Source organism: Brevibacillus sp. FSL L8-0520 (assembly GCF_037963895.1).
GTDB classification, from domain to species: Bacteria; Bacillota; Bacilli; order Brevibacillales; family Brevibacillaceae; genus Brevibacillus; species Brevibacillus borstelensis.
In genome coordinates, this window is record NZ_CP150171.1 from 1,774,612 (window position 1) to 1,797,646 (window position 23,035).

Consider the following 23,035-nt stretch of genomic DNA (forward strand, 5'->3'; position numbering starts at 1 on the left):
AGCTACCGGATAGGGAGGAATCGAGATGAGCGGAAACTGGAAAGAAGCGGCTGTAGCGCAGAAAGAGAGTTATCTGGACAAGCTGATTCCGTTTTTGTCAATCAACAGCATTGAGGATTTGACGACCGCATCTGAGGGCAAGCCGTTCGGCGAGGGTGTCGCTCAGGCGCTTGAATACTTGCTCAAGCTGGGCGAAGCGGACGGTTTTGCCACAAAAAATCTGGATGGCTACGCCGGATATGTGGAGTACGGCGAGGGCGAAGAGGAAATCGGCGTTCTCGTGCACGTCGACGTTGTAACGGTTGGCGAAGGATGGACGACGCCGCCGTTTGAGCCCGACATTCGGGACGGCAAAATTTACGCCCGGGGGGCAATTGATGACAAAGGGCCCGCATTGGCTGCGTATTTTGCCCTGAAGCTGTTGAAGGACTCCGGGCTCCCGATATCCAAACGGATTCGCCTCATTATCGGCACGGATGAAGAGAGTGGCTGGCTCTGCATGCAGCATTACACCAAGGTAGAAAAGCTGCCGGAGGTAGGCTTTTCCCCGGATGCATCCTTCCCTATGATTCACGCGGAAAAGGGACAGATCAATCCGACGCTGGCGATTGCGCCGCGCATTGCGTCTAATGACTCGTCGTCTTGGAATTTGCTCTCGTTTGCTTCTGGCGACCAGGGGAACAGCGTACCGGAAAAAGCGGTTGCCATCGTTTCTCTGCCGGCCGCCGCGGATAACGAACAAGCCATTCGGGATCTGCAAGAGAGCTTTCAAAAGCATCTTTTCGCACATGGAGCCACAGGAGAGGTGATTCCGGGCGGCGACGGTTCACTTCGCTTTTTTGCCAAAGGCTTGCCTGCCCACGGCATGGAGCCGTTCAAGGGAAAAAATGCGGGGACAATTATGGCAAGCTTCCTCAATCGCCTGCCGTTCGCCGGATCTGATCGAACTTTCCTGAATCTGTTGTCCGATGTTTTGCATGAGGACTACTACGGAGAAAAGCTCGGTCTTGCCTGCGCCGACGAAGCTACAGGGCGCTTGACCGTCAATGCCGGCATCCTGACCTATGACCGCAACGAAGGCGGCTCTGTCAGACTGAATATTCGCTACCCTGCGACGATTAATCCGGAAGAGTACGTTGAAAAACTGAAGGAACGGGCCCCGCAGCTGGACGTCACGATAGCCAGCCTGAGGACGTCGCGCTCCCATTACGTACCGAAGGATCATCCGGTCATCCAAACACTCTCCCGCGTCTACACCAATCATACGGGAGAGGAAGCGACACTGCTTTCGTCCGGCGGTGCAACCTATGCCAAATCGCTGAAAGCAGGAGTCGCATTCGGCCCTCTCTTCCCCGGAAAGAAATCGATGGCTCATCTCACCGATGAGTACGCAGAGATTGACGACTTGCTCAGGGCGATGGCTATCTACGCGGAAGCCATGTACGAACTGGCGAAATAACATCATGGAGGTTGAGCCATGTCCCATTACCTCGTAAAACGCGTTCTGATGATGCTGCTCACACTGTGGATCATCGTGACGCTGACGTTTTCTTTGATGCATGCCATACCTGGTGATCCGTTTGCTTCCGAATCGGATCAGCTCCCGGAACAAATTTTGGCCAACCTGCGCGCCAAATACAACCTCGATGAGCCGTTGCCCGTACAGTATGTGCTCTATTTGAAAAACCTCGTCATGCTTGACCTCGGTCCATCGATCAAGTCAGACACGCGCGGCGTAAACGATATGATCGCCGACGGATTTTCCGCTTCCGCTACCTTGGGGGCGCAAGCGATTGTCATTGCAATATTTTTCGGGATCACCTTTGGAATCATCGCAGCGCTGAACCGAAACAAATGGCTTGATTACGCTGCGATGGCGATAGCCGTCCTAGGCATTGCCATTCCGAGCTTTATCATGGCGCCGCTCCTGATCAACTTTTTTGCGATCAAGTTTCCGATCTTTCCGGTCGCAACGTGGGGCACCTGGATGCATACGGTTCTGCCGTCGCTCGCCTTGGCTTTCGGGCCGCTGGCGATCATCACCCGTTACATGCGGGCCAGCATGATCGAAGTGATGAACCAGAACTACATTCGCACCGCAGAAGCCAAAGGTGTTCCTACCTTTGCGCTTGTGGTCAAGCACGGCATTCGCAACGCGATCCTGCCGGTCGTCACCTTCTTGGGACCGCTTATCGCTTCGTTGATTACGGGAACGTTCGTGGTGGAGAAAATCTTCGCCGTTCCGGGCATCGGGAAATACTTTGTGGATGGAATCTTTAACCGCGACTACCCGGTAATTTTGGGAACGACGATTTTCTACAGCTCCATCCTGATCGTAACGATCTTCCTGATCGACTTGGCGTACACCCTGATTGACCCGAGAATTAAGCTGACGAACAAGGAGGGATAACCAGTGGCGATGGAACAACGTATCGATCCGCTGTTCCGACCGCTTTCCAAGCAGTCGGAAGCCCATGACATATCCATGCGCCCCAGTCTGACAAATGTTCAGCAAGTGGTGCGCAAACTCGTAAAAAACAAACTGGCCATGCTCGGTCTTGCGATCATCCTGCTGCTCGTGGTGATGGCAATCATCGGTCCCCATCTGGTGCCTTACAGCGCATCGGATCAAAGCCTGCTCACGAAAAACAAGCCGGTGTCGGCAGAGCACTGGTTCGGAACGGATGATCTCGGCCGGGACATGTTCGCCCGTACCTGGGCCGGAGCCCGCATCTCCCTCACGATTGGCGTAGTTGCCGCTCTGATCGATTTGATTATCGGCGTGACCGTCGGCGGTATTGCCGGTTACATGGCCGGCAGAGGAAAGCGGGGTGAGCGGATCGACACCATCATCATGCGTGTGATCGAGGTACTGTACGGGTTGCCGTATCTGCTCGTCGTCATTTTGCTGATGGTCGTGATGGAACCGGGGATGCTCACTATTATCATCGCGCTCTCGGCTACCGGCTGGACAGGGATGGCGCGGCTTGTGCGCGGTCAAATCCTCCAGTTGAAGAACCAGGAGTTCATCCTTGCCTCTCAAGTGCTGGGAGCCAAGTTTTCCCGAATTTTGTTTAAACATCTGATTCCCAATACGATCGGTGTCATCATCGTCAACCTGACCTTTACGATTCCGTCTGCGATTTTCGCGGAATCATTCCTCAGCTTCCTGGGCCTGGGCGTGCAAGCGCCGGACGCAAGCTGGGGAACCATGACCAACGATGCGATGGGGGTTATTTTGACAGGCGACTGGTGGCGGCTTTTCTTCCCTGGCCTGATGATTTCACTGACGATGTTTGCGTTTAACGTATTTGGAGACGGCTTGCAGGATGCACTTGATCCGCGTCTGCGCGAGTAGGACTGGAGGGAGGAACCGCGATGGAAAAACATCTGCTAACGATTGACAACCTGAAAGTGAACTTTAAGACATACGGCGGCGAAGTACAAGCTGTTCGTGGCGTATCCTTCCATGTGGACAAAGGGGAGACGCTGGCGATCGTCGGCGAGAGCGGCTGCGGAAAAAGCGTAACCGCCCAGGCGATCATGGGCTTGATTCCCAATCCTCCGGGCCGGATCGTGGACGGAAAGATCGTCTTTGAAGGAAGCGACATCACCCATCTGACGAAAAAAGAGTGGATGCAAATCCGCGGCTCCAAGATCGGGATGGTGTTCCAGGACCCGATGACTGCGCTCAATCCGACGATGAAGGTCGGAACGCAAATCGTCGAAGGATTTATCCGCAACCATCAGGTAACCCGCGAGGAAGCGCAAAAACGCGCGATTGAGATGCTGCGTCTCGTCGGGATTCCCGATCCGGAAAAACGGGTCGACCAGTATCCGCACCAATTCAGCGGCGGGATGCGCCAGCGTGTCGTCATCGCGATCGCACTGGCGTGCCAGCCCCAGCTTGTCATCGCAGACGAGCCGACGACAGCGCTGGACGTGACGATTCAAGCACAAATCCTCGACCTGCTGCGGCGTCTGCAGGAGGAGCAGGAGCTCTCTGTCGTCATCATTACCCATGATCTCGGCGTCGTGTCTGAAATCGCCCACCGCATGGTTGTCATGTACGCGGGGATCGTGGTGGAGACGGGAACGGTTGAAGACGTGTTTGCCGCGCCGCGCCACCCGTATACATGGGGTCTGATGCGTTCTCTGCCGCGAATTGACGGAGAGGAAAAGCAGCGGCTTGTCCCGATCGACGGAACGCCGCCGGACTTGTTCAACCCGCCGAAGGGCTGTCCTTTTGCAGCCCGCTGCGATTACGCCATGGAAATCTGCAATCAGCAAATGCCCGAGATCAGCACGTTCGAGCCGGGACATCAGGCAGCCTGCTGGTTGCATGATCCGCGTGCGCCGCGTATCGAGGAATTGGTTGCAGCAGGGAGGCAGGGAGAATGAAAGACAACTTGGTAGAAGTAAACAACCTGAAGAAGCACTTTCATATCGGAAACGGCCAGCTTTTGAAGGCGGTCGACGGCGTGACATTTTCCATCAGGCAGGGCGAGACGCTCGGCCTGGTGGGAGAGAGCGGCTGCGGAAAGTCTACGCTGGGGCGGACGATCATCCGTCTTTACGAAAATACGGACGGAGAAGTGCTGTACAAAGGAAAGAACGTCCATCGCCTGAAAGGGAAGGAAGCGGGCCAGTTCAACCGGGATGTACAGATGATCTTCCAGGACCCGCAGGCGAGTCTGAATCCGCGGATGACGGTGGAGGACATTATTGCAGAGGGACTGGACATCCACGGCCTCGCCAGGGGAATGCGCCGGGAGCGCGTTACCGAGCTGCTGCAGCTCGTCGGCCTGAGAAAGGAACACGCTTCCCGTTTTCCGCATGAATTCAGTGGCGGTCAGCGTCAGCGGATCGGCATCGCCAGGGCGCTTGCGGTGGAGCCTGAATTTATCATTGCCGATGAGCCAATTTCCGCCCTGGACGTTTCGATTCAGGCACAGGTGGTCAATCTGCTGGAGGATTTGCAGGCGGAGCGCGGGCTTACTTATCTGTTCATTGCCCATGATCTGTCGATGGTGAAGCATATCTCGACGCGCATCGGCGTCATGTATTTGGGGAAAATGGTAGAGCTTGCAACCAGCAACGAATTGTACAAGCTGCCGCTTCATCCGTATACGCAGGCGCTGCTCTCCTCGGTGCCGGTACCAGACCCGACCGTCAAGCGGGAGAGAATTATTTTGCAGGGAGACCTGCCAAGCCCGGCCAACCGCCCGAGCGGCTGCGGATTCCGTACCCGCTGTCCGAAGGCGACCGAGCGCTGTGCACTGGAAGAGCCTGTCTGGAAAGAAGCGGAGGCAGGCCACTGGGTAGCCTGCCACCTTTACGACTGATAGAGATAGAAGCAAGTTAGCACAACCGAAAACATCAGCAGGGCAGCCCCCGCCCACAATGACAGAGACGTGCAGACTCGGATCAGCGTCTCTGTCTTTTTTTGCAATACCGGGTCCTTTTCTTGAAACCAATCGCTTTCCATGACCCTGGGCCGCTTGAAAAAAAGCAGCTTTAATTGCTTGAAGCCTTGGAAGAACACAGTGAAAAAGCCGGAGCGAAGCACCAGAGCGATGCTGCCGAGAAGCAATAAAAACAGTCCCGCTAGAAAGCTTTGGTTGATCAGCCCCAGGAGCGTCTGCGAAGAGAAGAGGAATCCTGCGGCGAGTGCGAGCAGCAGCGCCGCGGGGAGCAGGTATGCGAGCCGTTTGCTCATGGTGTGATCCACGTCCTTTGTACAGTGAGGTTGAACGGATTCATAATTCTATATTCCTATGATAACTTATTTTTCCGCTCTCTTGTGTCTAAACCTTTGGAAGCTTAGGAAACTTGTAATAGCTTCTGATCAATACGAAAGGCGGCGAGTGTGGATGGCCAACAAATATCCCCGTGCCGCAAGCTCCGGCCGGGGATATTTTGATGAAGCATTTTTTGGATAGGCTTTGGTTTCGACAGGTTTCCTTCGTCAAAATGGCTGCCAGCGCAGGTTTCTCGCTTGCCCAAAGCGCTCCTCTACATAGGGCCAGTTGACCAGCTTCCACCAGTTTTCCACGTAGTGGGCCCGGTCGTTCTTGTACCGCAAGAAATAGGAATGCTCCCAGACATCGAGGACGAGCAGCGGGATGACATCCCACTGCGACAGATTCTGGTGCTTTTCGGCCTGCAAAATCTCCAGGTGCTGTGCACGCGGGGACCAGACGAGAATAGCCCAGCCCGGCCCCTCCACTTTTTCGGCGGCCTGGGAGAAATGGGCTTGAAATGCGGCGAATGAGCCAAAATCGCGGGCGAGCTGTCGCGCAAGATCTCCTGTCGGCTCGCCGCCGCCCTCCGGACTCATTACGTTCCAAAAAATCGTATGGAGGTAATGTCCGGCTCCGTTGAAGGCCAGCTCCCGTTCCCAGTGGCGGACGAGCTCAAAGTCGTTTCTGGCGCGAGCTTCCGCAAGCTTGCTCTCCGCCTTGTTGAGATCCTCTACGTACTTGCGATGCAGCTTGTCGTGATGGATGCGCATCGTCTCGGCATCGATATACGGCTCCAGTGCATCGTAGGCATAGGGAATCGGGGGCAATGTATGCTTGCCTATAGGTACAGGCCGAGCGATGGGTACCGGTGCCGGTTGGCGAGCAGACGGGTACACCGACTGGCTGACTTCGGGCTCCTGTTTTTCGCGGTCCTGGATCAGACGCAGGAACTGGTGGAATTGCTGCTGTACAGCTTCTGCCTGTTGCATCAGCGCAGGAATGGCTGTTGCGGATTCTTCATTTTTAAGTGAATTCGCCCTGCGGCCTATTTGGCTAAAGGCTTCTTCAAATTTGTGCATATGCCTTTCCAGTTCGCGATTGAAGCGATGCTGGCGGCGGAGATGCTCAATCCATTGAATGCCCCACTGGCTCCAGTTGGACAGGTGTCGGGTATGCTCCTGCAATGGTTTTCCTCCTCGCTTGCAATCTCATCTACAACGTATGACAGAAGCCCAGCGGATGTGCGGCATTCGCGGAGTACATGGTAAATATCCAGCGCATATGGTAGTAGCGAAAATAAAAGGAAGTGGTATGCTATTAGGTATGGACAACACAACAGGGGAGACACACCGATGAGCGACCATGAATCCATTGCAATCATTGATTCCGGAGTGGGGGGGCTGACTGTTGCCAAAGAAGTCATGCGGCAGTTGCCCGGTGAATCCATTCTCTATTTCGGCGATAATGCCCGCTGTCCTTATGGGTCCAGGACGCCGGAAGAAATACGTGCCTACAGTTTTCAGATGATTGAGTTTGTCTCGAAGTTTCCGATCAAGGCGCTCGTCATTGCCTGCAACACAGCGACAGCGGTGGTTCTGGAAGAAGCGAGGAGAAGGCTTCCGTTGCCGGTCATTGGGGTAATCGAGCCGGGGGCAAGGGCAGCGATCAGCGTAACGAAAACAGACCGGATTGGGGTGATCGGAACAGAAACCACGATCCGCACCAAAGCATATGAGCAGGCCGTCAAGCGATTGAGACCCGATTCATGTGTAGTCGGACTTGCTTGTCCTGCCTTCGTGCCTCTGGTGGAGACGCATTGTCAGCATTCAGAGGAAGCGCAAAAAGAGGTGGAGCGGACCCTTGAGCCGTTGCAGGGTCTCGAACTGGACACCTTGATTCTCGGGTGCACGCACTATCCGCTGCTTGCGCCATTGATTCAGAAAGCCGTCGGATCGGGGGTTGCCCTCATCAGCTCGGCGGAGGAAACGGCACGCGAGGTAAGCCGGTTGCTGGGAGACGTCACGAACGGTTTGGCGCGGGGAAAAGAGCGACCTGCAGATCCTCCCAGACACTGCTTTTACACGAGCGGAAATGCGCTTTCCTTCCAGCGAATAGCGGAAGAATGGCTGGGCTTTCCGGTACAGGTTGAAAGCAGGTCGCTGGAAAAGCTGTATCAATCCTGAGTCGGCAAATAAACGCAGGAGGTTCTTTTTCGTCAGTCATTCTCTGATTGACGCGAAAGAACCTTCCTTTTTGCGGACAAACAACGCATAAACCCAAGCCATGCTCGTATACATGTTAGTACAAAGTGTCTGGAGGAGGCTGGATAACATGGAAATACGACGCATCGGCAAAATGACGGCCGTGATCGGGGTTAGCGCCCTGCTGCTTTCAGGGTGCGGATTGTTTGGGCCGGAAAAGGAAGCGACCAGCATCGACCCGCCCCCGTTGTCGGAAGTGGCGGTGGAGACGCCAGGTACCCAAACCCCCGCAGACGCTGCAGCCGGAGAGACAGTGGCGGCAACACAGGAATCGGTCGACCGAACCGTTTATCTGCTTGATAATAATGGATACGTCGTACCTGTATCGTTGACGCTGCCAAAGGTGGAAGGCATGGCAAAGCAGGTACTGACCTACATGGTGAAAGGCGGTCCGGTAGAGAGCATGCTGCCCAGCGGTTTTTCGGCCGTCCTGCCAAAAGGGACAGAGGTAAAGGGGCTTGTCATCAAGGAAGGTGTGGCTACGGTCGACTTTTCCAAGGAGTTTAAGAAGTACGACGAAAAGCAGGAAAAAAAGATTGTCGATGCGGTGACGCGGGCACTCACTGAGTTTGGCAACGTAAAATCGGTACAGATCTGGGTAAACGGCACGCCGCTCTCGGAAATGCCGGCAAGCAATACGCCAACCACGTACCTCGACCGCAATCAGGGAGTCAACGTGGAGCTCGGAGAGGGGGCGGTACCCGGGAAAACGTCCTCGGTCACCGTCTATTTTCAGGGGCAGCTCGATGACAAACGGACGTATTTTGTACCGGTGACGAGGCTGGTGCCAGAAACAGAGAACCTTGCCAAAGCAGCTGTAGAGGAATTGATCAAGGGACCAAAAGAAGGCTCGCCTCTTTTCAGCTCGCTGCTGCAGACGACCCGCGTTCTCGATGTTCGCCAGGAAAACGGGCTGGTCACTGTCAATCTGAGCGATGATATCCTGAAATACGATGACGGCAGGGAAGCGAGTCCGGAGGCTTTGGAATCGCTGGTGTTGTCGCTTTCCGACAGTACGGGAGCGAAAAATGTTCAGCTCATGGTGGAAGGCAAGCCGCTCAAGAGCGGAAGCTTTGATTTCAGCAAGCCGGTCAGCCGGTCCGTTCACATCAACCCGATCCAATATTAAGGAAGGATATCATTCCACGCCTCTGGTCCCGGCGTGGTTTTGCTTTTCCGAAAGTCGGCCGGCAAACTTTCAACGCACCTGGCGCAAGTCAAACCCCGTGCAGAGTGGCAAGTGGTTTTGTCTCTCTGGTATAATGGGCGGAGTTGATGAAAGTACACTAGGAGGAACATGGAATGAGAAATGATGGCCGCACCCATGACCAACTGCGTCCTGTTAAGATTACGCGGAATTACATCAAGCACGCGGAAGGTTCTTGCCTGATCGAGGTGGGAGACACCAAAGTAATCTGCACGGCGACGCTGGAGGACCGCGTTCCGCCGTTCATGCGCGGTGGCGGCAAAGGATGGATTACAGCCGAATACGCCATGCTCCCCCGGGCTACGGAATCACGCAATGCCCGAGAGTCTTCCAAAGGGAAAGTGGCAGGGCGAACCATGGAAATCCAGCGTCTGATCGGTCGGGCACTGCGGTCTGTCGTTCAACTGGAAGCGATGGGTGAACGTACGATCTGGCTGGACTGCGACGTAATCCAGGCGGACGGAGGCACCCGGACAGCGTCGATTACCGGAGCCTACGTGGCGATGGTAGAAGCAATGTCAAAGCTCGTCGAAAACGGTACGTGGAAACAGTACCCGCTGACTGATTTTCTCGCAGCGACATCTGTCGGAATTATCGACGGGGAAGTCTTGCTTGATCTGAACTACAAGGAAGACTCGACAGCGACGGTCGATATGAACATCGTGATGACCGGGGAAGGAAAATTCGTCGAGCTGCAAGGCACCGGGGAAGAGGCTCCTTTTTCCGTAGAACAGCTGCAGGAGCTGCTTGCACTGGCGAAAAAGGGCATTGACCAGCTATTTGCCGCTCAAAGGGAGGCCTTGTCCGAGCTGACGCTCTCTTTTGAGAACAAAGGCGAAGGCGATCAGGAGAAAGAGGCGGAGGAAAATCATGTCTGAACCGAAAAAAGTCGTACTCGCTACGCGGAACAAAGGAAAAGTGAAGGAGTTTAACAAGCTCTTTGCAGAATTGGGATGGGAAGGAATCAGCCTGGATGCGTTCGAAGGCGTTCCGGAAGTGGTGGAGGACGGCGATACGTTTGAAGCCAACGCACTGAAAAAAGCTGTAACCATTTCTACATACTTGAACATGCCGGCAGTCGGTGACGATTCCGGTCTGGAGGTAGATGCGCTGGGCGGCCGTCCCGGCGTCTACTCCGCCCGGTACTCCGGCGAGAATGCGTCTGATGAAGCCAACTGGCGAAAACTGCTGGGCGAGCTGGCTGACGTGCCGGACGAGCAGAGGACGGCGAGATTTCGCTGCGTACTCGCCCTCGTGGAGCCGGGACGGGAGCCGGTAGTGGCAGCGGGCTCCTGCGAGGGTGTGATCGCCCGCGAACCAAAAGGCACCAACGGCTTCGGCTACGACCCGGTTTTTTATCTGCCGCAGCAAAAGAAAATGATGGCCGAGCTGACATCCGAGGAAAAAAATCAGATCAGCCACCGCGCCATGGCCATGCAGAATTTGCTGACGACCTTAAAGTCCGGCGAGTAATTCAGTGTACGCAAGGAGAGTGAGGAAAAGTGAGCATTCTCATCCTGAGCGATACCCATGGACTGGTCCGTGAAGTAAAGGAAGTAGTCGAAAGACACAAGGCGGAGATGGTCTTTCACTGCGGCGATTACTGCGTCGACCATCAGCGCGAGCCGTTTTCGGGCATGAAGCTGGTCAAGGGAAATTGCGATTTCCCTTCGGACGTGCCGACAGAGAGGAAGACCTCCTGGAAGGGACTTACGATCCTCCAGACACATGGACATCTGTTTGGCGTGAAAAGCTCGCTGCTGCGCCTTCATTACCGAGCAGAGGAAACAGGGGCGAACGTAGTGCTGTTCGGTCATTCCCACGTGCCGGGATGCGCAGTTGAGCGCGACATCCTTTTTTTGAATCCGGGGAGCCTGCAGCTTCCGCGGGGGTATGATGTCCCGACATATGCGATTTTGAAAAAAGTCGAGCAAAAAGAGTCGGCCGTGGTCGTTCAGGTAACCTACTACGACCACAAGGGCAAGGTAGCTCCGAAGCTGGGGGGAACTTTTTCCCTGCGGAGCTGACTTCTTGAAAAATGGAGAATATGTGCTATACTTGAATGGTTATAATGGCTAGAATTGCACCGCCCTGTCATCACGGTCCTTGCCAGACCCGACAGGCGTGTTTCTCTTGAATCAATCTAGGAGGGGAAGTTTACGTGGCAGCAAAATGGGAAAAGTTAGAGAATAACCAGGGAGTCCTGACGGTAGAAGTAGACGCTACGCAAGTAGATGCAGCACTTGACCAGGCGTTCAAAAAAGTTTCAAAAAAGGTTAATGTACCAGGCTTCCGCAAGGGAAAAGTACCGCGCAAAATGTTCGAAGCGCGTTTTGGCGTGGAATCTCTCTATCAGGATGCGCTTGATATCATTCTTCCAACCGCTTACGGACAAGCTGTTCGCGAAACGGGCATCGAGCCTGTGGACCGTCCGGAAGTAGACGTAGAACAAATGGAAAAAGGCAAAAGCCTGATCTTCAAGGCGACAGTTACTGTTAAGCCGGAAGTAAAACTGGGCGAATACAAAAACCTGACCATCGAGCCGAAAGAGTTCGCGGTAACTGACGAGGATGTAGACGCTGAACTGAAGCGCATGCAAGAGCGTCACGCCGAGCTGGTTGCTGTAGAAGAAGGCCAAGCTCAAAACGGCGATGTCGTAATGATCGACTTCGAAGGCTTCCAGGATGGAGTGGCATTTGAAGGCGGCAAAGCGGAAGACTATTCTCTGGAGCTCGGTTCCGGAACGTTCATCGCTGGTTTTGAAGAGCAGGTTGTCGGCATGAACATCGGCGAGGAAAAAGAGATCACCGTAACATTCCCGGAAGAGTACCACTCTCCGAACCTGGCTGGCAAAGAAGCTGTTTTCAAAGTGAAGCTGAACAGCCTGAAGCGCAAAAACCTGCCGGCATTGGACGACGAGTTTGCCAAGGACGTAAGCGAGTTCGATACATTGGACGAACTGAAAGCAGACTCCAAGAAAAAGCTGGAAGAGAAAGCTGCACAGGACAAGGAACAATACGTGCGCGAGCAGCTCGTTCTGAAAGCGGCTGAAAACGCTGAAATCGATATTCCAGAAGTCATGATCGAACACGAACTGGATCAAATGGTCAATGAGTTCGGACAACGCCTGCAATTCCAAGGTCTGACTCTGGATCTGTACTACCAATTCTCCGGCATGGATGAAAGCCAACTGCGTGATCAACTGCGCGCTGACGCTACTTCCCGTGTTCGCACTTCTCTGGTGCTGGAAGCAATCGGAAAAGCAGAAAACATCGAAGTCAGTGAAGAGGATGTAACTGCTGAGTTGGAAAAACTGTCTGGCGTTTACGGCCGTCCAGCTGACGAGCTTCGCAAAATTTTCACTGCGCAAGACGGACTGGCTGCACTGTACCGTGATGTGCAAACTCGCAAAACAGTCGATTTCCTGGTTGCAGAAAGCAAAGTTAGTGCATAATCTTAGGAAGACCGCATGATCGTTCGGGGGCGAATTTTCGTTCCCGAACCTTCGATACCAAGGCACGATACCCTCGTGCCTTGTTTTTCACCATCGCGTTTCTTTTTTGTATCCGTCCCGCCGTACAAGCGGGAAATGCTTCATCTGCAGCCGGCCGGCGGCCAAAAAACCGCCAGGGTAAGCTGCAATACCTCTTTTGCTGACAGAGGAGGAAATACATATGTTAATTCCAATGGTAATCGAACAGACCAATCGGGGAGAACGCGCATACGATATTTATTCGCGGCTCCTGAAGGACCGGATTATTTTTCTCGGCAGTGAAATTGACGATGAAGTGGCCAATGTCGTAGTCGCTCAATTGCTTTTCTTGCAAGCAGAGGATCCGGAAAAAGACATCAGTCTCTACATAAACTCTCCAGGCGGTTCCGTGACTGCGGGACTTGCCATTTACGACACGATGCAATTTATCAAGCCCGATGTCTCCACTATTTGCGTCGGTATGGCTGCAAGCATGGGAGCCGTGCTTCTGACAGCCGGCGCAAAGGGAAAACGCTTCGCCCTGCCCAACAGTGAAGTGATGATTCACCAGCCACTGGGCGGAGTCCGCGGTCAAGCAGAGGACATTCGGATTCATACCGAATGGATTTTGAAAACAAAGAAGCAGCTGACCCAGATTTTGGCGGACCGGTCCGGTCAGCCTTATGAGCGCGTGGAAAAAGATAGCGATCGTGACAACTTTATGAGCGCAGAGGAAGCCAAAGCCTACGGATTGATCGATGCCATTATTGAACGGAAAAACTGACCCGGTGTGAGGTGATACGCGCATGTTTAAGTTTAATGATGATAAAGGACAGCTGAAATGCTCGTTCTGCGGAAAATCCCAGGAGCAGGTAAGGAAGCTCGTTGCTGGACCTGGCGTTTACATTTGTGATGAGTGCATCGAGTTGTGCAATGAAATCGTTCAGGAAGAGCTGGGTACCGAAGAAGAAATCGACATGAAAGAAATTCCGAAGCCGATGGAAATTCGCAACATCCTCGACGATTATGTGATCGGGCAGGACATGGCGAAAAAATCTCTCTCGGTTGCGGTTTACAACCACTATAAACGGATCAATTCCGGTGCCAAGATCGAGGATGTGGAGCTGCAAAAATCCAACATCCTGCTGATCGGACCGACGGGCAGCGGTAAAACGCTGCTGGCCCAAACACTGGCGCGGATTTTAAATGTTCCGTTTGCCATCGCTGATGCGACATCGCTGACCGAAGCGGGTTATGTGGGCGAAGATGTGGAAAACATTCTTCTGAAACTGATTCAGGCGGCAGATTACGATGTGGAAAAGGCCGAAAAAGGCATAATCTACATTGATGAGATCGATAAAGTCGCACGCAAATCGGAAAATCCGTCGATTACCCGCGACGTATCCGGTGAAGGTGTACAGCAGGCCCTGCTGAAGATTCTGGAAGGAACGGTTGCAAGTGTTCCGCCACAAGGCGGCCGCAAGCATCCGCATCAAGAGTTCATCCAGATCGATACCTCCAATATCCTGTTCATCTGCGGCGGTGCGTTTGACGGTGTTGAACAGATTATCAAGCGCCGTCTGGGCAAAAAAGTAATCGGCTTTGGCACAGATATGAACGAAGGCGTAAAAGGCGACCTCAAGCAAGGCGAGTACCTGAAGTACGTCTTGCCGGAGGATTTGTTGAAGTTTGGCTTGATCCCGGAATTCGTCGGCCGTCTGCCGGTTCTTGCCACGCTCGAACCGCTGGATGAAGAGACGCTGGTGAAAATTCTCACCGAGCCGAAAAATGCGTTGGTCAAACAGTTCCAGAAGCTGATGAGCCTTGATAACGTCGAGCTGGAGTTCGATGCAGGGGCATTGAGCCAGATCGCCAAGGAAGCGATCAAGCGCAATACGGGTGCGCGCGGACTTCGTGCCATCATCGAGCAGATCATGCTGGATATGATGTACGAGCTGCCGTCTCGTGAAGACGTGAGCAAATGCGTCATCACGGAAGAAACGGTTCGCGATAAAGTGAAGCCCCAGCTTTTGACAAAGGAAGGCCAGGAGCGAAAGCACGAGAGTGCCTGATTCATACTAATGCGCAGAAACCACCTCAACCCGAGGTGGTTTCAGCCTGTAGACAAAGTTCCGTAAGGAACAGGGTCTGCAGGCTTTTTTGTTGAATATAGAACATGTTACGTTTTCAAAAGTTATTTTTTAGAGGTGGCATTATGCTTAATAAGCAAGAGGCCGAAGGGCGTTATCAGATATCTGCATTCTCGCTAGATGAGTTGGTGCCAGAAGATCATCTCGTAAGAAAAATTGAAAATGCAATCGACTTTTCGTTCATCTATGACTTGGTGGAAAGCCTCTACTGTCATGACAATGGCAGACCCAGTGTTGACCCTGTAGTCTTAGTTAAAATTGCTTTCATCCAATATATTTTTGGAATTCGTTCCATGCGACAAACGATTAAAGAGATCGAAACCAATGTTGCCTATCGGTGGTTTATTGGCTATGATTTCAGTCAGCCCATTCCCCATTTCACGACCCTAGGCAAGAACTATGTTCGCCGTTTTCGGGATACTCAACTCTTCGAGTCGATCTTCCTTCGAATATTGGAGGAGGCGGTTCATCATGGATTCGTGAAGCCTGATGTGCTTTTCATTGATGCTACGCATGTAAAAGCCAGTGCGAATAAGCATAAATACGTGAAAGAAATCGTTGAAGAACAAGCGAAGAAATATCAAGAGCTGCTGGACGAAGAAATCAATCAGGATCGTATTGCACATGGAAAGAAGCCCCTTGAAAAAAAGACAGAAACTTCGAAGAAGGAGGTGAAAGTCAGCACAACTGACCCGGATTGCGGATTGTTTGTAAAAGGGGAAAAGGAACGTGTATTTGCTTATAGTTTTCATACAGCATGTGATCGAAATGGATTTGTGCTTGGTGCCAAGGTAACGCCAGGCAATGTGCATGACAGTCAGGTTTTTGAGGATGTTTTGAATCAAGTGCGAAAGACGTTTGCACAGCCTCAAGCTGTGGCAGTGGACTCGGGATACAAGACGCCTTACATCAGTAAAACACTCCTTGATGACCAGATTCGCCCCGTTATGCCCTACACAAGACCACGCACCAAAGAAGGTTTTTTTAAAAAGCACGAATATGTGTATGATGAATATTTCGACTGCTACATCTGCCCGAACGAGCAAATCTTAACATATGAGACAACAAACAAGGATGGGTACCGTATCTATCGATCAAATTCTCAAGTTTGCCGAAGTTGTCCGTTCTTGAAACAATGCACGGAAAGTAAAGACTACACAAAGAGAGTGAGTCGCCACATCTGGGCTGATTACCTCGAAGAGGTAGACCACCTCCGGCATACCGAGGAAAACAAACAAATCTATAGCAAACGGAAAGAAACGATTGAACGTGTATTCGCTGATATGAAGGAAAAGCATGGCATGCGTTGGACGACCTTACGAGGACTGGAGAAGGTCACGATGCAGGCGATGCTTGTTTTCGCTGCCATGAACTTGAAAAAAATGGCGACCTGGCTATGGAAATCAGGTCGCCAAAAGGTGAACGATCAAAACACCTTCGGTATTTTCATCAAATTATTAAACAAACTCCCTCTGCTGTTCGTTCAGCGAGGGAGTTTGTCTGCAACCTGAAACCACCTCAACCCGAGGTGGTTTTTTTCGTCGGGGACGGACTTTTTTCTTTTTCACGGCCAAGTCCAGATCTAACCTCCAATTCGGCTTTCTGCATCACGGCAATAGACGGGACCTGCTCGTTTTTGAGTTTATGTCCCGCACTGCGAGGCAATACTACTCATTATAGTTCAAGAGACGCGAACGAAAGGCCGTTCTGGGATAGTAACGCCGACGAGTACGGACAGCCTGCTAAATAGTTGCCAGTGAGCATGGGAGGGACTGCGGATGAACTATACGACACTAGTCATTGCCTGCATTGAAGTGATTGTCGGGATTATCATAGGAACCTACTTTTGGAATTTGCTGCGAACCCAGCGGGCCAACAAGACCTCAACCGAAAAGGAATCGCGCAAAGATCTGGATCAGTTGCGCCGGATGCGCATGATTGCCTTGACCGAGCCGCTGTCAGAAAAAACACGGCCTGCTGCTATGGAAGAAATTGTCGGGCAGGAGGACGGCCTGAGAGCGCTGCGCGCAGCTCTGTGCGGTCCCAATCCGCAGCATGTGATCATTTACGGACCCCCGGGCGTTGGGAAGACGGCTGCTGCGCGGGTAGTATTGGAAGAAGCGAAGAAAAACAAGATGTCGCCTTTCAATTCGGAAGCCAAATTTGTCGAAATAGACGCCACGATTGCCCGTTTTGATGAGAGAGGCATCGCCGACCCGTTGATCGGCTCTGTCCACGATCCCATTTACCAGGGGGCGGGTGCCTTGGGCCAAGCCGGGGTGCCGCAGCCAAAGCCCGGAGCCGTGACCAAAGCGCATGGAGGCATACTGTTTTTGGATGAGATCGGGGAGCTTCACCCCGTTCAGATGAATAAGCTGCTGAAAGTATTGGAAGACCGAAAAGTCATGCTGGAGAGTGCCTACTACAGCGAAGAAAACACGCAGATTCCTTCGCATATACACGAAGTATTCAAGTACGGGCTCCCGGCTGATTTTCGCCTGGTCGGAGCAACGACGAGGATGCCGGAGGAATTGCCTGCCGCTCTTCGTTCCCGCTGTCTGGAAATCTTTTTCCGTCCGCTCAAACCGGCCGAGATCGGCAGCATCGTTCGTACGGCTGTTTCGAAAATGGACATGACGATGGAGGATGCCGCTGTACATGTGATTGAGCGGTACGCGACCAATGGACGGGAAGCGATCAATACGGTGCAGATCGCCGCAGGGATTGCCTTGACGGAGGAGAGAAAAGTTATACAGTCCTCCGATGTCGAATGGGTCGTTCATAGCAGTCAAAAGTCGCCGAGACAGGAAAAGCAGGTACACTCCACTCCGCAGGTCGGTTTGGTCAACGGTCTGGCCGTCTACGGACCGAATATGGGCAGCGTAATGGAACTGGAAGTAACTGCGACACGTGCAGCGATCGCAGGAAACGGACGCATCACGACGACCGGCCTCGCCGAAGAGGAGGAAATCGGCGGCAGAAGCAGAACGATCAGGCGCAAGTCCATGGCCAAGGGTTCGATCGACAACGTTCTGACAGTGCTGCACCGCTTGGGCATCCACCCTTACAATTACGATCTCCACATCAACTTCCCTGGCGGAGTGCCTGTAGATGGGCCATCTGCTGGTATCGCGATTACGACAGCCATCTATTCTGCGATCAAGGAAATTCCGGTAGATAATCTGCTGGCGATGACGGGGGAAGTCAGCATTCACGGAAAGGTGAAGCCTGTCGGCGGAGTAGTGGCCAAGGTGGAGGCTGCCCGCGCAGCAGGAGCGACGCGTGTGTTTATCCCGGAAGAGAACTGGCAAAGCCTGTTTTCCGACATGAAGGGGATCGAAGTCATTCCTGTTTCAACGGTGCAGCAGGTTTTGGAGCTGGCCTTTAAGGATCATGCCGAGCCGGAGGTTGAAAGTGCCGGATTTACGCTGCAGCTGCCTGCAGAAGACCTGGCGTCCTCGCCACTCTCCTTGTAAAGAAGGATCGCACCTTGAAATTAGACATTGGAATGTGTTTGCGCTACAATGGTAAGAAGCTTCGACTTTCTCCAAAAGAAGGGAGAAAGCAGCGTGTCTTGGTGACCAAAAACGGCTGTTCAGGAGCCGTTTTTGCTTGTATAAAAAAGGCGGTCCGACCAAGTCTTTCATTTTGGGCAAGCATGGTTAACCCGCTTTTTCACACAAAAACTGCAAGAGACTGTTCAGATCAAGGAGAGGTGCATAAGATTGGGCGATCGTTCCGGTAAACGAGAGATTCCGCTCCTCCCGCTGCGTGGGCTGCTTGTGTATCCATCGATGGTGCTGCATCTGGATGTCGGACGGGAAAAGTCTGTCCGTGCACTGGAGCAGGCCATGGTGGATGACAACAAGATTTTGCTTGCAACGCAGGAGGAAGTCCATATAGAAGAACCTGAGGCCGAACAAATTTACAATGTCGGCACCGTAGCCCGCGTCAAACAGATGCTGAAGCTCCCAAACGGGACCATCCGGGTGTTGGTCGAGGGATTGCAACGGGCCAAAATTGAAGAGTATGTTCGCCAGGAAGATTTCTTTCAGGTAACCATTACGTATCTGGAGGAGGAAAGCGGAGACGAAAACGAAGTGGAAGCGCTGATGCGCGCCGTACTCAACCACTTTGAGCAGTTCATCAAGCTTTCCAAGAAGGTATCTCCAGAGACGCTCAGCTCGGTTACAGATATTGAAGAACCAGGTCGTCTGGCGGATGTCATCGCCTCCCACCTGCCGCTGAAAATGCGCGACAAGCAGGAAATTCTGGAGACGACCAACATCAAGGAGCGCCTGAACATTCTCCTCGACATCTTAAACAACGAGCGAGAGGTTTTGGAGCTGGAGCGCAAGATCAGCGGCCGCGTCAAGAAACAGATGGAGCGGACGCAAAAGGAATACTACTTGCGCGAGCAAATGAAAGCGATCCAAAAGGAGCTCGGCGACCGCGACGGACGGCAGGGAGAAGTAGACGAGCTGCGTGCCCAGTTGGACAAATCGGACGCTCCTGAACGGATCAAGAACAAAATCGAAAAAGAGCTGGAACGTCTGGAAAAAATGCCGTCGACCTCCGCAGAAGGGTCCGTCATTCGCACGTACATCGATACGCTGCTGGCGCTCCCTTGGACGAGAAAAACGGTAGACAATCTGGACATCAAGCATGCGGAAGACATTTTGAACGAGGATCATTACGGTCTGGAAAAGCCAAAGGAACGGGTACTGGAGTATCTGGCCGTTCAGAAGCTGGTCAATTCCATGCGTGGCCCGATTCTGTGTCTGGTCGGACCTCCGGGGGTAGGGAAAACCTCATTGGCTCGTTCCATCGCCCGTGCGCTGGAGCGGGAATTCGTGCGGATCTCACTGGGCGGCGTGCGTGACGAAGCGGAAATTCGCGGCCATCGCCGGACCTATGTAGGTGCCCTGCCAGGCCGGATTATCCAGGGAATGAAACAGGCTGGCACAGTCAATCCGGTGTTCCTTCTCGATGAGATCGACAAGCTCGCTTCCGATTTCCGCGGCGATCCTGCTTCCGCTCTGCTGGAAGTGCTGGACCCGAATCAGAACGACAAGTTTAGCGACCACTACATCGAAGAGACGTACGATTTGACCAATGTCATGTTTATCACAACGGCCAACAGCCTGCATACAATTCCCCGACCGCTCCTGGACCGCATGGAGGTCATCTCCATTTCCGGCTATACCGAGCTGGAGAAGCTGAATATCATGCGCGGCTATCTGTTGCCGAAACAAATGCAGGACCACGGTCTTGGCAAGGATAAATTGCAAGTGCAGGAAGAAGCAATGCTAAAGATCATTCGTCAGTATACCCGTGAAGCCGGTGTGCGGAATCTGAATCGCGAGGCGGCCAATGTGTGTCGAAAGGCAGCCAAACTGATCGTTGCCGGCGACAAGAAGCGTGTGGTCGTAACGGCGAAGACAGTGGAAAGTCTTCTCGGCAAGCCGCGCTATCGCTATGGACTTGCTGAAAAAGAGGATCAGGTTGGCTCGGTTACGGGTCTCGCTTGGACCGAAGCGGGCGGCGACACGCTGAATGTTGAAGTAACGGTCTTGCCTGGAAAAGGGAAGCTTACTTTGACAGGCCAATTGGGGGATGTCATGAAGGAGTCCGCTCAGGCTGCATTCAGCTATATTCGCTCGCGGGCTGCCGAGTGGAACGTCGACCCCGATTTCCATGAAAAGAACGACATTCATATCCACGTTCCCGAGGGTGCGATACCAAAGGATGGTCCTTCCGCAGGCATTACGATGGCCACTGCTCTTGTATCGGCTCTGACCGGGATTCCGGTTCGGAAAGAGGTAGGGATGACCGGGGAGATCACACTGCGTGGCCGCGTCCTGCCCATCGGCGGGCTGAAGGAAAAGTCGCTTTCTGCACATCGCGCAGGTTTGACGACTGTCATTTTGCCAAAAGAAAACGAAAAAGACATTGACGATATTCCAGAGAGCGTACGGAAGGATTTGAAGTTTATCCCTGTCGAGCACCTGGATGAAGTGCTTCGCCACGCGCTCGTTAAAAAGACGGTTGGTGATCACGAATGAAGATTACCTCTGCCGAATTTATCACCAGCGCTGTCGGCCCCAATCAATATCCGACTGACGGCCTACCGGAGATTGCTCTGGTAGGTCGATCCAATGTCGGCAAATCCTCGCTGCTGAACAAAATGATGAATCGCAAAGGGCTTGCCAGAACCAGTCAAAAACCGGGTAAAACGCAAACCCTTAACTATTTTCAAGTCAACAAGCAGCTATACTTTGTCGATTTTCCCGGCTACGGCTATGCCAAAGTAGCCAAATCGATCAAAGGCCAATGGGGAAAAATGATCGAGACGTATCTGAAGCAGCGGAAGGAGCTGCGGTTCATCATCCAGCTGGTCGATATTCGCCATGCGCCAAGCAAGGACGATATCGCCATGTATGAATGGTGCAAGGAGATCGGCATTCCGACCGTTGTCGTCGCCACCAAGGGAGATAAAATTGCCCGTGGCCGCTGGCTGCAGCATACAAAAGTGATCCGCCAGCATCTGAATATGCGCGGAGACGATACGATCCTCATTTTCTCGTCCGAGACGGGACAAGGACGGGACGAATTATGGTCAGAGATCAAGCGGCGCCTCTATGAATACGAAGAGGCCAAGCGAGAACAGGCGAAAGAAGAGAAGGTTCCCTCCTCTGCCGAACAGGCAGAAGGCAAGGCGCAATAGCAAGCTGGTATACGCCGGACGGGAGAGGAGGCCATTTTGTGACGTGTCACGAACGCTTTCCCATACGGGGTGTCATCGAAGGGTTCTATGGCAAGCCATGGACCCATGAAGAGCGCTTGGACATGATTGATTTTTTAGGCAAGCATCAGTTTAATGCGTACTTTTACGCTCCCAAGGACGATCCGTTTCTCCGTGAGAGGTGGCAGGAGTACCATCCTCCAGTTGAACGGGAGCAAATCGATCAACTCATCGCTGCAGCACATAAGGCGAAGCTGTCATTCTATTACTGTTTGAGTCCCGGCTTGAACATGGAGTACGCGAACCGCGCTCATGCCGATCAACTGCTGGATAAATACCGGTTTATGTACAAGAGGGGAGTCAGGCACTTCGCTCTCCAGTTTGACGATATTCCGCTGGCTCTCTTGCATGAAGTGGATACGAGGAAGTTTGGCACATTGGCGGAGGCTCATGCGGAAACGGCGTTGCAGCTGTACAAGCAGATGGCAAGCTGGCCGGAGCCTGTCAAATTGGTGCTGTGTCCGACGCAGTATTCCGGCATGGGAAATGAACCATACATTACGACACTGGGGCAGCTCTTGCCTGATGAGATCGATCTGTTTTGGACAGGAAGATTCGTCTGTTCCCCTTTTCTTACAGAAGGGGACGCTGTCCGCTTCCGGGAATACACAGGACATCGCCCGTTGTACTGGGACAACTACCCTGTAAATGACCTTGCAATGGCAAACGAGCTCCATATCGGTCCGTTGCGGCACAGAGATCCGGGTTTGGGCCGGCTTTCCGCAGGCTATGTGGCGAATGCGATGGAGTGGGCGGAGAGCTCCAAGATACCGCTGATCACGGTAGCGGATTACTTGAACGACCCGGAGGGCTACGATCCCGTTCAGTCGTGGAGGCGGGCAGTGGAGGAAGTGGCTGGAGCCGACGATGCGGAAGCTTTTCTCCGTTTTGCCGACAATGTGCAAAGCTCATTTTTGAACGAAACAGAGTCCCCAGCTCTGATGGAGACATTTATGCAGTTTCGTTTCCATTTTCTGTATGGAGACAAAAGGCAGGGTACCGAGGAGCTCAGGCGATTGTTCGCCGAGATGGAGGAAACAGCCAATCATCTGCTGACGGGTATGCAGAATCAGAAGCTGTCTGCAGAAATACGCCCATGGGTCGAAAAGTATTGGCACTGGGCCAAGGTAGGACAGACGGCAATTGCCTTGATCGATGCTGGCAGCAGTGGCAGGGTGCCACAAGCGGCCTATCATTTGCTCCGCCTGAAAAGATGGCTGAAGCGGACCGAAAGACTGCCGCAAAAGGTTTGCGGTCAGGTGATGCCCATCTTTGTCGAAGCGCTATTGCAGGAAGTAAAAAAGGCGACATAGAAATGAAAAGGAGCGGGGCTCTCGTACGTACGAGACAGACCCGCTCCTTTTTTTGTTCGATAGTTCGTTTCAGTCTTCGTTCC

The 23,035-nt window shown here is 53.0% G+C and carries 20 protein-coding genes; 18 read left to right on the top strand and 2 right to left on the bottom strand.

What is annotated here, in order from left to right:
- Positions 1-25 precede the first annotated feature (25 nt).
- From pepV to NSQ24_RS08890, 5 genes are read left to right on the top strand one after another with little or no spacing between them, the layout of a single operon-like run.
- Entirely contained in the window at positions 26-1,459 is a 1,434-nt protein-coding gene (gene pepV, locus NSQ24_RS08870) for a dipeptidase PepV (protein WP_024984464.1), read from the top strand.
- An 18-nt stretch (positions 1,460-1,477) separates the two neighbouring features.
- Positions 1,478-2,410, top strand: coding sequence for an ABC transporter permease (locus NSQ24_RS08875; protein WP_024984465.1), 933 nt, complete (start codon positions 1,478-1,480; stop codon positions 2,408-2,410).
- 3 nt (positions 2,411-2,413) lie between these two features.
- Positions 2,414-3,358 (top strand): ABC transporter permease, encoded by a 945-nt coding sequence (locus NSQ24_RS08880; protein WP_003387683.1) that lies wholly within the window; start codon positions 2,414-2,416, stop codon positions 3,356-3,358.
- Between the two features lie 20 nt (positions 3,359-3,378).
- On the top strand, positions 3,379-4,401 hold the full coding sequence (locus NSQ24_RS08885) for an ABC transporter ATP-binding protein (RefSeq protein WP_003387681.1): 1,023 nt from the start codon (positions 3,379-3,381) through the stop codon (positions 4,399-4,401).
- Positions 4,398-5,345 (top strand): oligopeptide/dipeptide ABC transporter ATP-binding protein, encoded by a 948-nt coding sequence (locus NSQ24_RS08890; protein ID WP_031932345.1) that lies wholly within the window; start codon positions 4,398-4,400, stop codon positions 5,343-5,345. Before NSQ24_RS08885 ends, NSQ24_RS08890 begins: the two co-directional genes overlap by 4 nt.
- Here NSQ24_RS08890 and NSQ24_RS08895 read toward each other — a convergent pair.
- Both NSQ24_RS08895 and NSQ24_RS08900 read right to left on the bottom strand, forming a co-directional pair.
- The gene (locus NSQ24_RS08895) at positions 5,336-5,719 is read right to left on the bottom strand and encodes a DUF3899 domain-containing protein (RefSeq protein WP_243014760.1); all 384 of its coding nucleotides are present in this window, start codon (positions 5,717-5,719) and stop codon (positions 5,336-5,338) included. The two genes, NSQ24_RS08890 and NSQ24_RS08895, sit on opposite strands and share 10 nt — an antisense overlap.
- A 249-nt stretch (positions 5,720-5,968) precedes the next feature.
- Complete coding sequence (locus tag NSQ24_RS08900) at positions 5,969-6,928, bottom strand: superoxide dismutase (RefSeq protein WP_243014759.1); 960 nt, start codon at positions 6,926-6,928, stop codon at positions 5,969-5,971.
- Between the two features lie 168 nt (positions 6,929-7,096).
- On the opposite strand from NSQ24_RS08900, the gene racE reads away from it, so the two are divergent.
- The 13 genes from racE to NSQ24_RS08965 all read left to right on the top strand — a co-directional run bounded on the left by racE (position 7,097) and on the right by NSQ24_RS08965 (position 22,952).
- A complete protein-coding gene (gene racE, locus NSQ24_RS08905) occupies positions 7,097-7,927 on the top strand; it encodes a glutamate racemase (protein ID WP_243014758.1) in 831 nt (276 codons plus the stop codon).
- Positions 7,928-8,075: 148 nt separating this feature from the next.
- Positions 8,076-9,134: a GerMN domain-containing protein gene (locus tag NSQ24_RS08910; RefSeq protein WP_003387674.1), complete on the top strand. Its 1,059-nt coding sequence runs from the start codon at positions 8,076-8,078 to the stop codon at positions 9,132-9,134.
- Positions 9,135-9,307: 173 nt separating this feature from the next.
- Entirely contained in the window at positions 9,308-10,090 is a 783-nt protein-coding gene (gene rph, locus NSQ24_RS08915) for a ribonuclease PH (RefSeq protein WP_024984470.1), read from the top strand.
- On the top strand, positions 10,083-10,685 hold the full coding sequence (locus NSQ24_RS08920) for an XTP/dITP diphosphatase (protein WP_024984471.1): 603 nt from the start codon (positions 10,083-10,085) through the stop codon (positions 10,683-10,685). Before rph ends, NSQ24_RS08920 begins: the two co-directional genes overlap by 8 nt.
- 29 nt (positions 10,686-10,714) lie before the next feature.
- Positions 10,715-11,239: a metallophosphoesterase gene (locus NSQ24_RS08925; RefSeq protein WP_003387671.1), complete on the top strand. Its 525-nt coding sequence runs from the start codon at positions 10,715-10,717 to the stop codon at positions 11,237-11,239.
- Positions 11,240-11,373: 134 nt separating this feature from the next.
- The gene (gene tig, locus NSQ24_RS08930; RefSeq protein ID WP_003387669.1) at positions 11,374-12,666 is read left to right on the top strand and encodes a trigger factor; all 1,293 of its coding nucleotides are present in this window, start codon (positions 11,374-11,376) and stop codon (positions 12,664-12,666) included.
- 220 nt (positions 12,667-12,886) lie between these two features.
- On the top strand, positions 12,887-13,468 hold the full coding sequence (gene clpP / locus NSQ24_RS08935) for an ATP-dependent Clp endopeptidase proteolytic subunit ClpP (protein WP_003387668.1): 582 nt from the start codon (positions 12,887-12,889) through the stop codon (positions 13,466-13,468).
- Between the two features lie 22 nt (positions 13,469-13,490).
- Complete coding sequence (gene clpX, locus NSQ24_RS08940) at positions 13,491-14,756, top strand: ATP-dependent protease ATP-binding subunit ClpX (protein WP_003387667.1); 1,266 nt, start codon at positions 13,491-13,493, stop codon at positions 14,754-14,756.
- A 143-nt stretch (positions 14,757-14,899) separates the two neighbouring features.
- A complete protein-coding gene (locus NSQ24_RS08945) occupies positions 14,900-16,345 on the top strand; it encodes an IS1182 family transposase (RefSeq protein WP_024985259.1) in 1,446 nt (481 codons plus the stop codon).
- Positions 16,346-16,612: 267 nt separating this feature from the next.
- Positions 16,613-18,310: an ATP-dependent protease LonB gene (lonB, locus tag NSQ24_RS08950; RefSeq protein WP_003387666.1), complete on the top strand. Its 1,698-nt coding sequence runs from the start codon at positions 16,613-16,615 to the stop codon at positions 18,308-18,310.
- Positions 18,311-18,559: 249 nt separating this feature from the next.
- Positions 18,560-20,899 (top strand): endopeptidase La, encoded by a 2,340-nt coding sequence (lon, locus tag NSQ24_RS08955; RefSeq protein WP_003387665.1) that lies wholly within the window; start codon positions 18,560-18,562, stop codon positions 20,897-20,899.
- On the top strand, positions 20,896-21,561 hold the full coding sequence (gene yihA, locus NSQ24_RS08960) for a ribosome biogenesis GTP-binding protein YihA/YsxC (protein ID WP_024984473.1): 666 nt from the start codon (positions 20,896-20,898) through the stop codon (positions 21,559-21,561). Before lon ends, yihA begins: the two co-directional genes overlap by 4 nt.
- Positions 21,562-21,599: 38 nt before the next feature.
- On the top strand, positions 21,600-22,952 hold the full coding sequence (locus NSQ24_RS08965) for a protein O-GlcNAcase (RefSeq protein WP_003387663.1): 1,353 nt from the start codon (positions 21,600-21,602) through the stop codon (positions 22,950-22,952).
- The last annotated feature ends 83 nt before the right edge of the window (positions 22,953-23,035 follow it).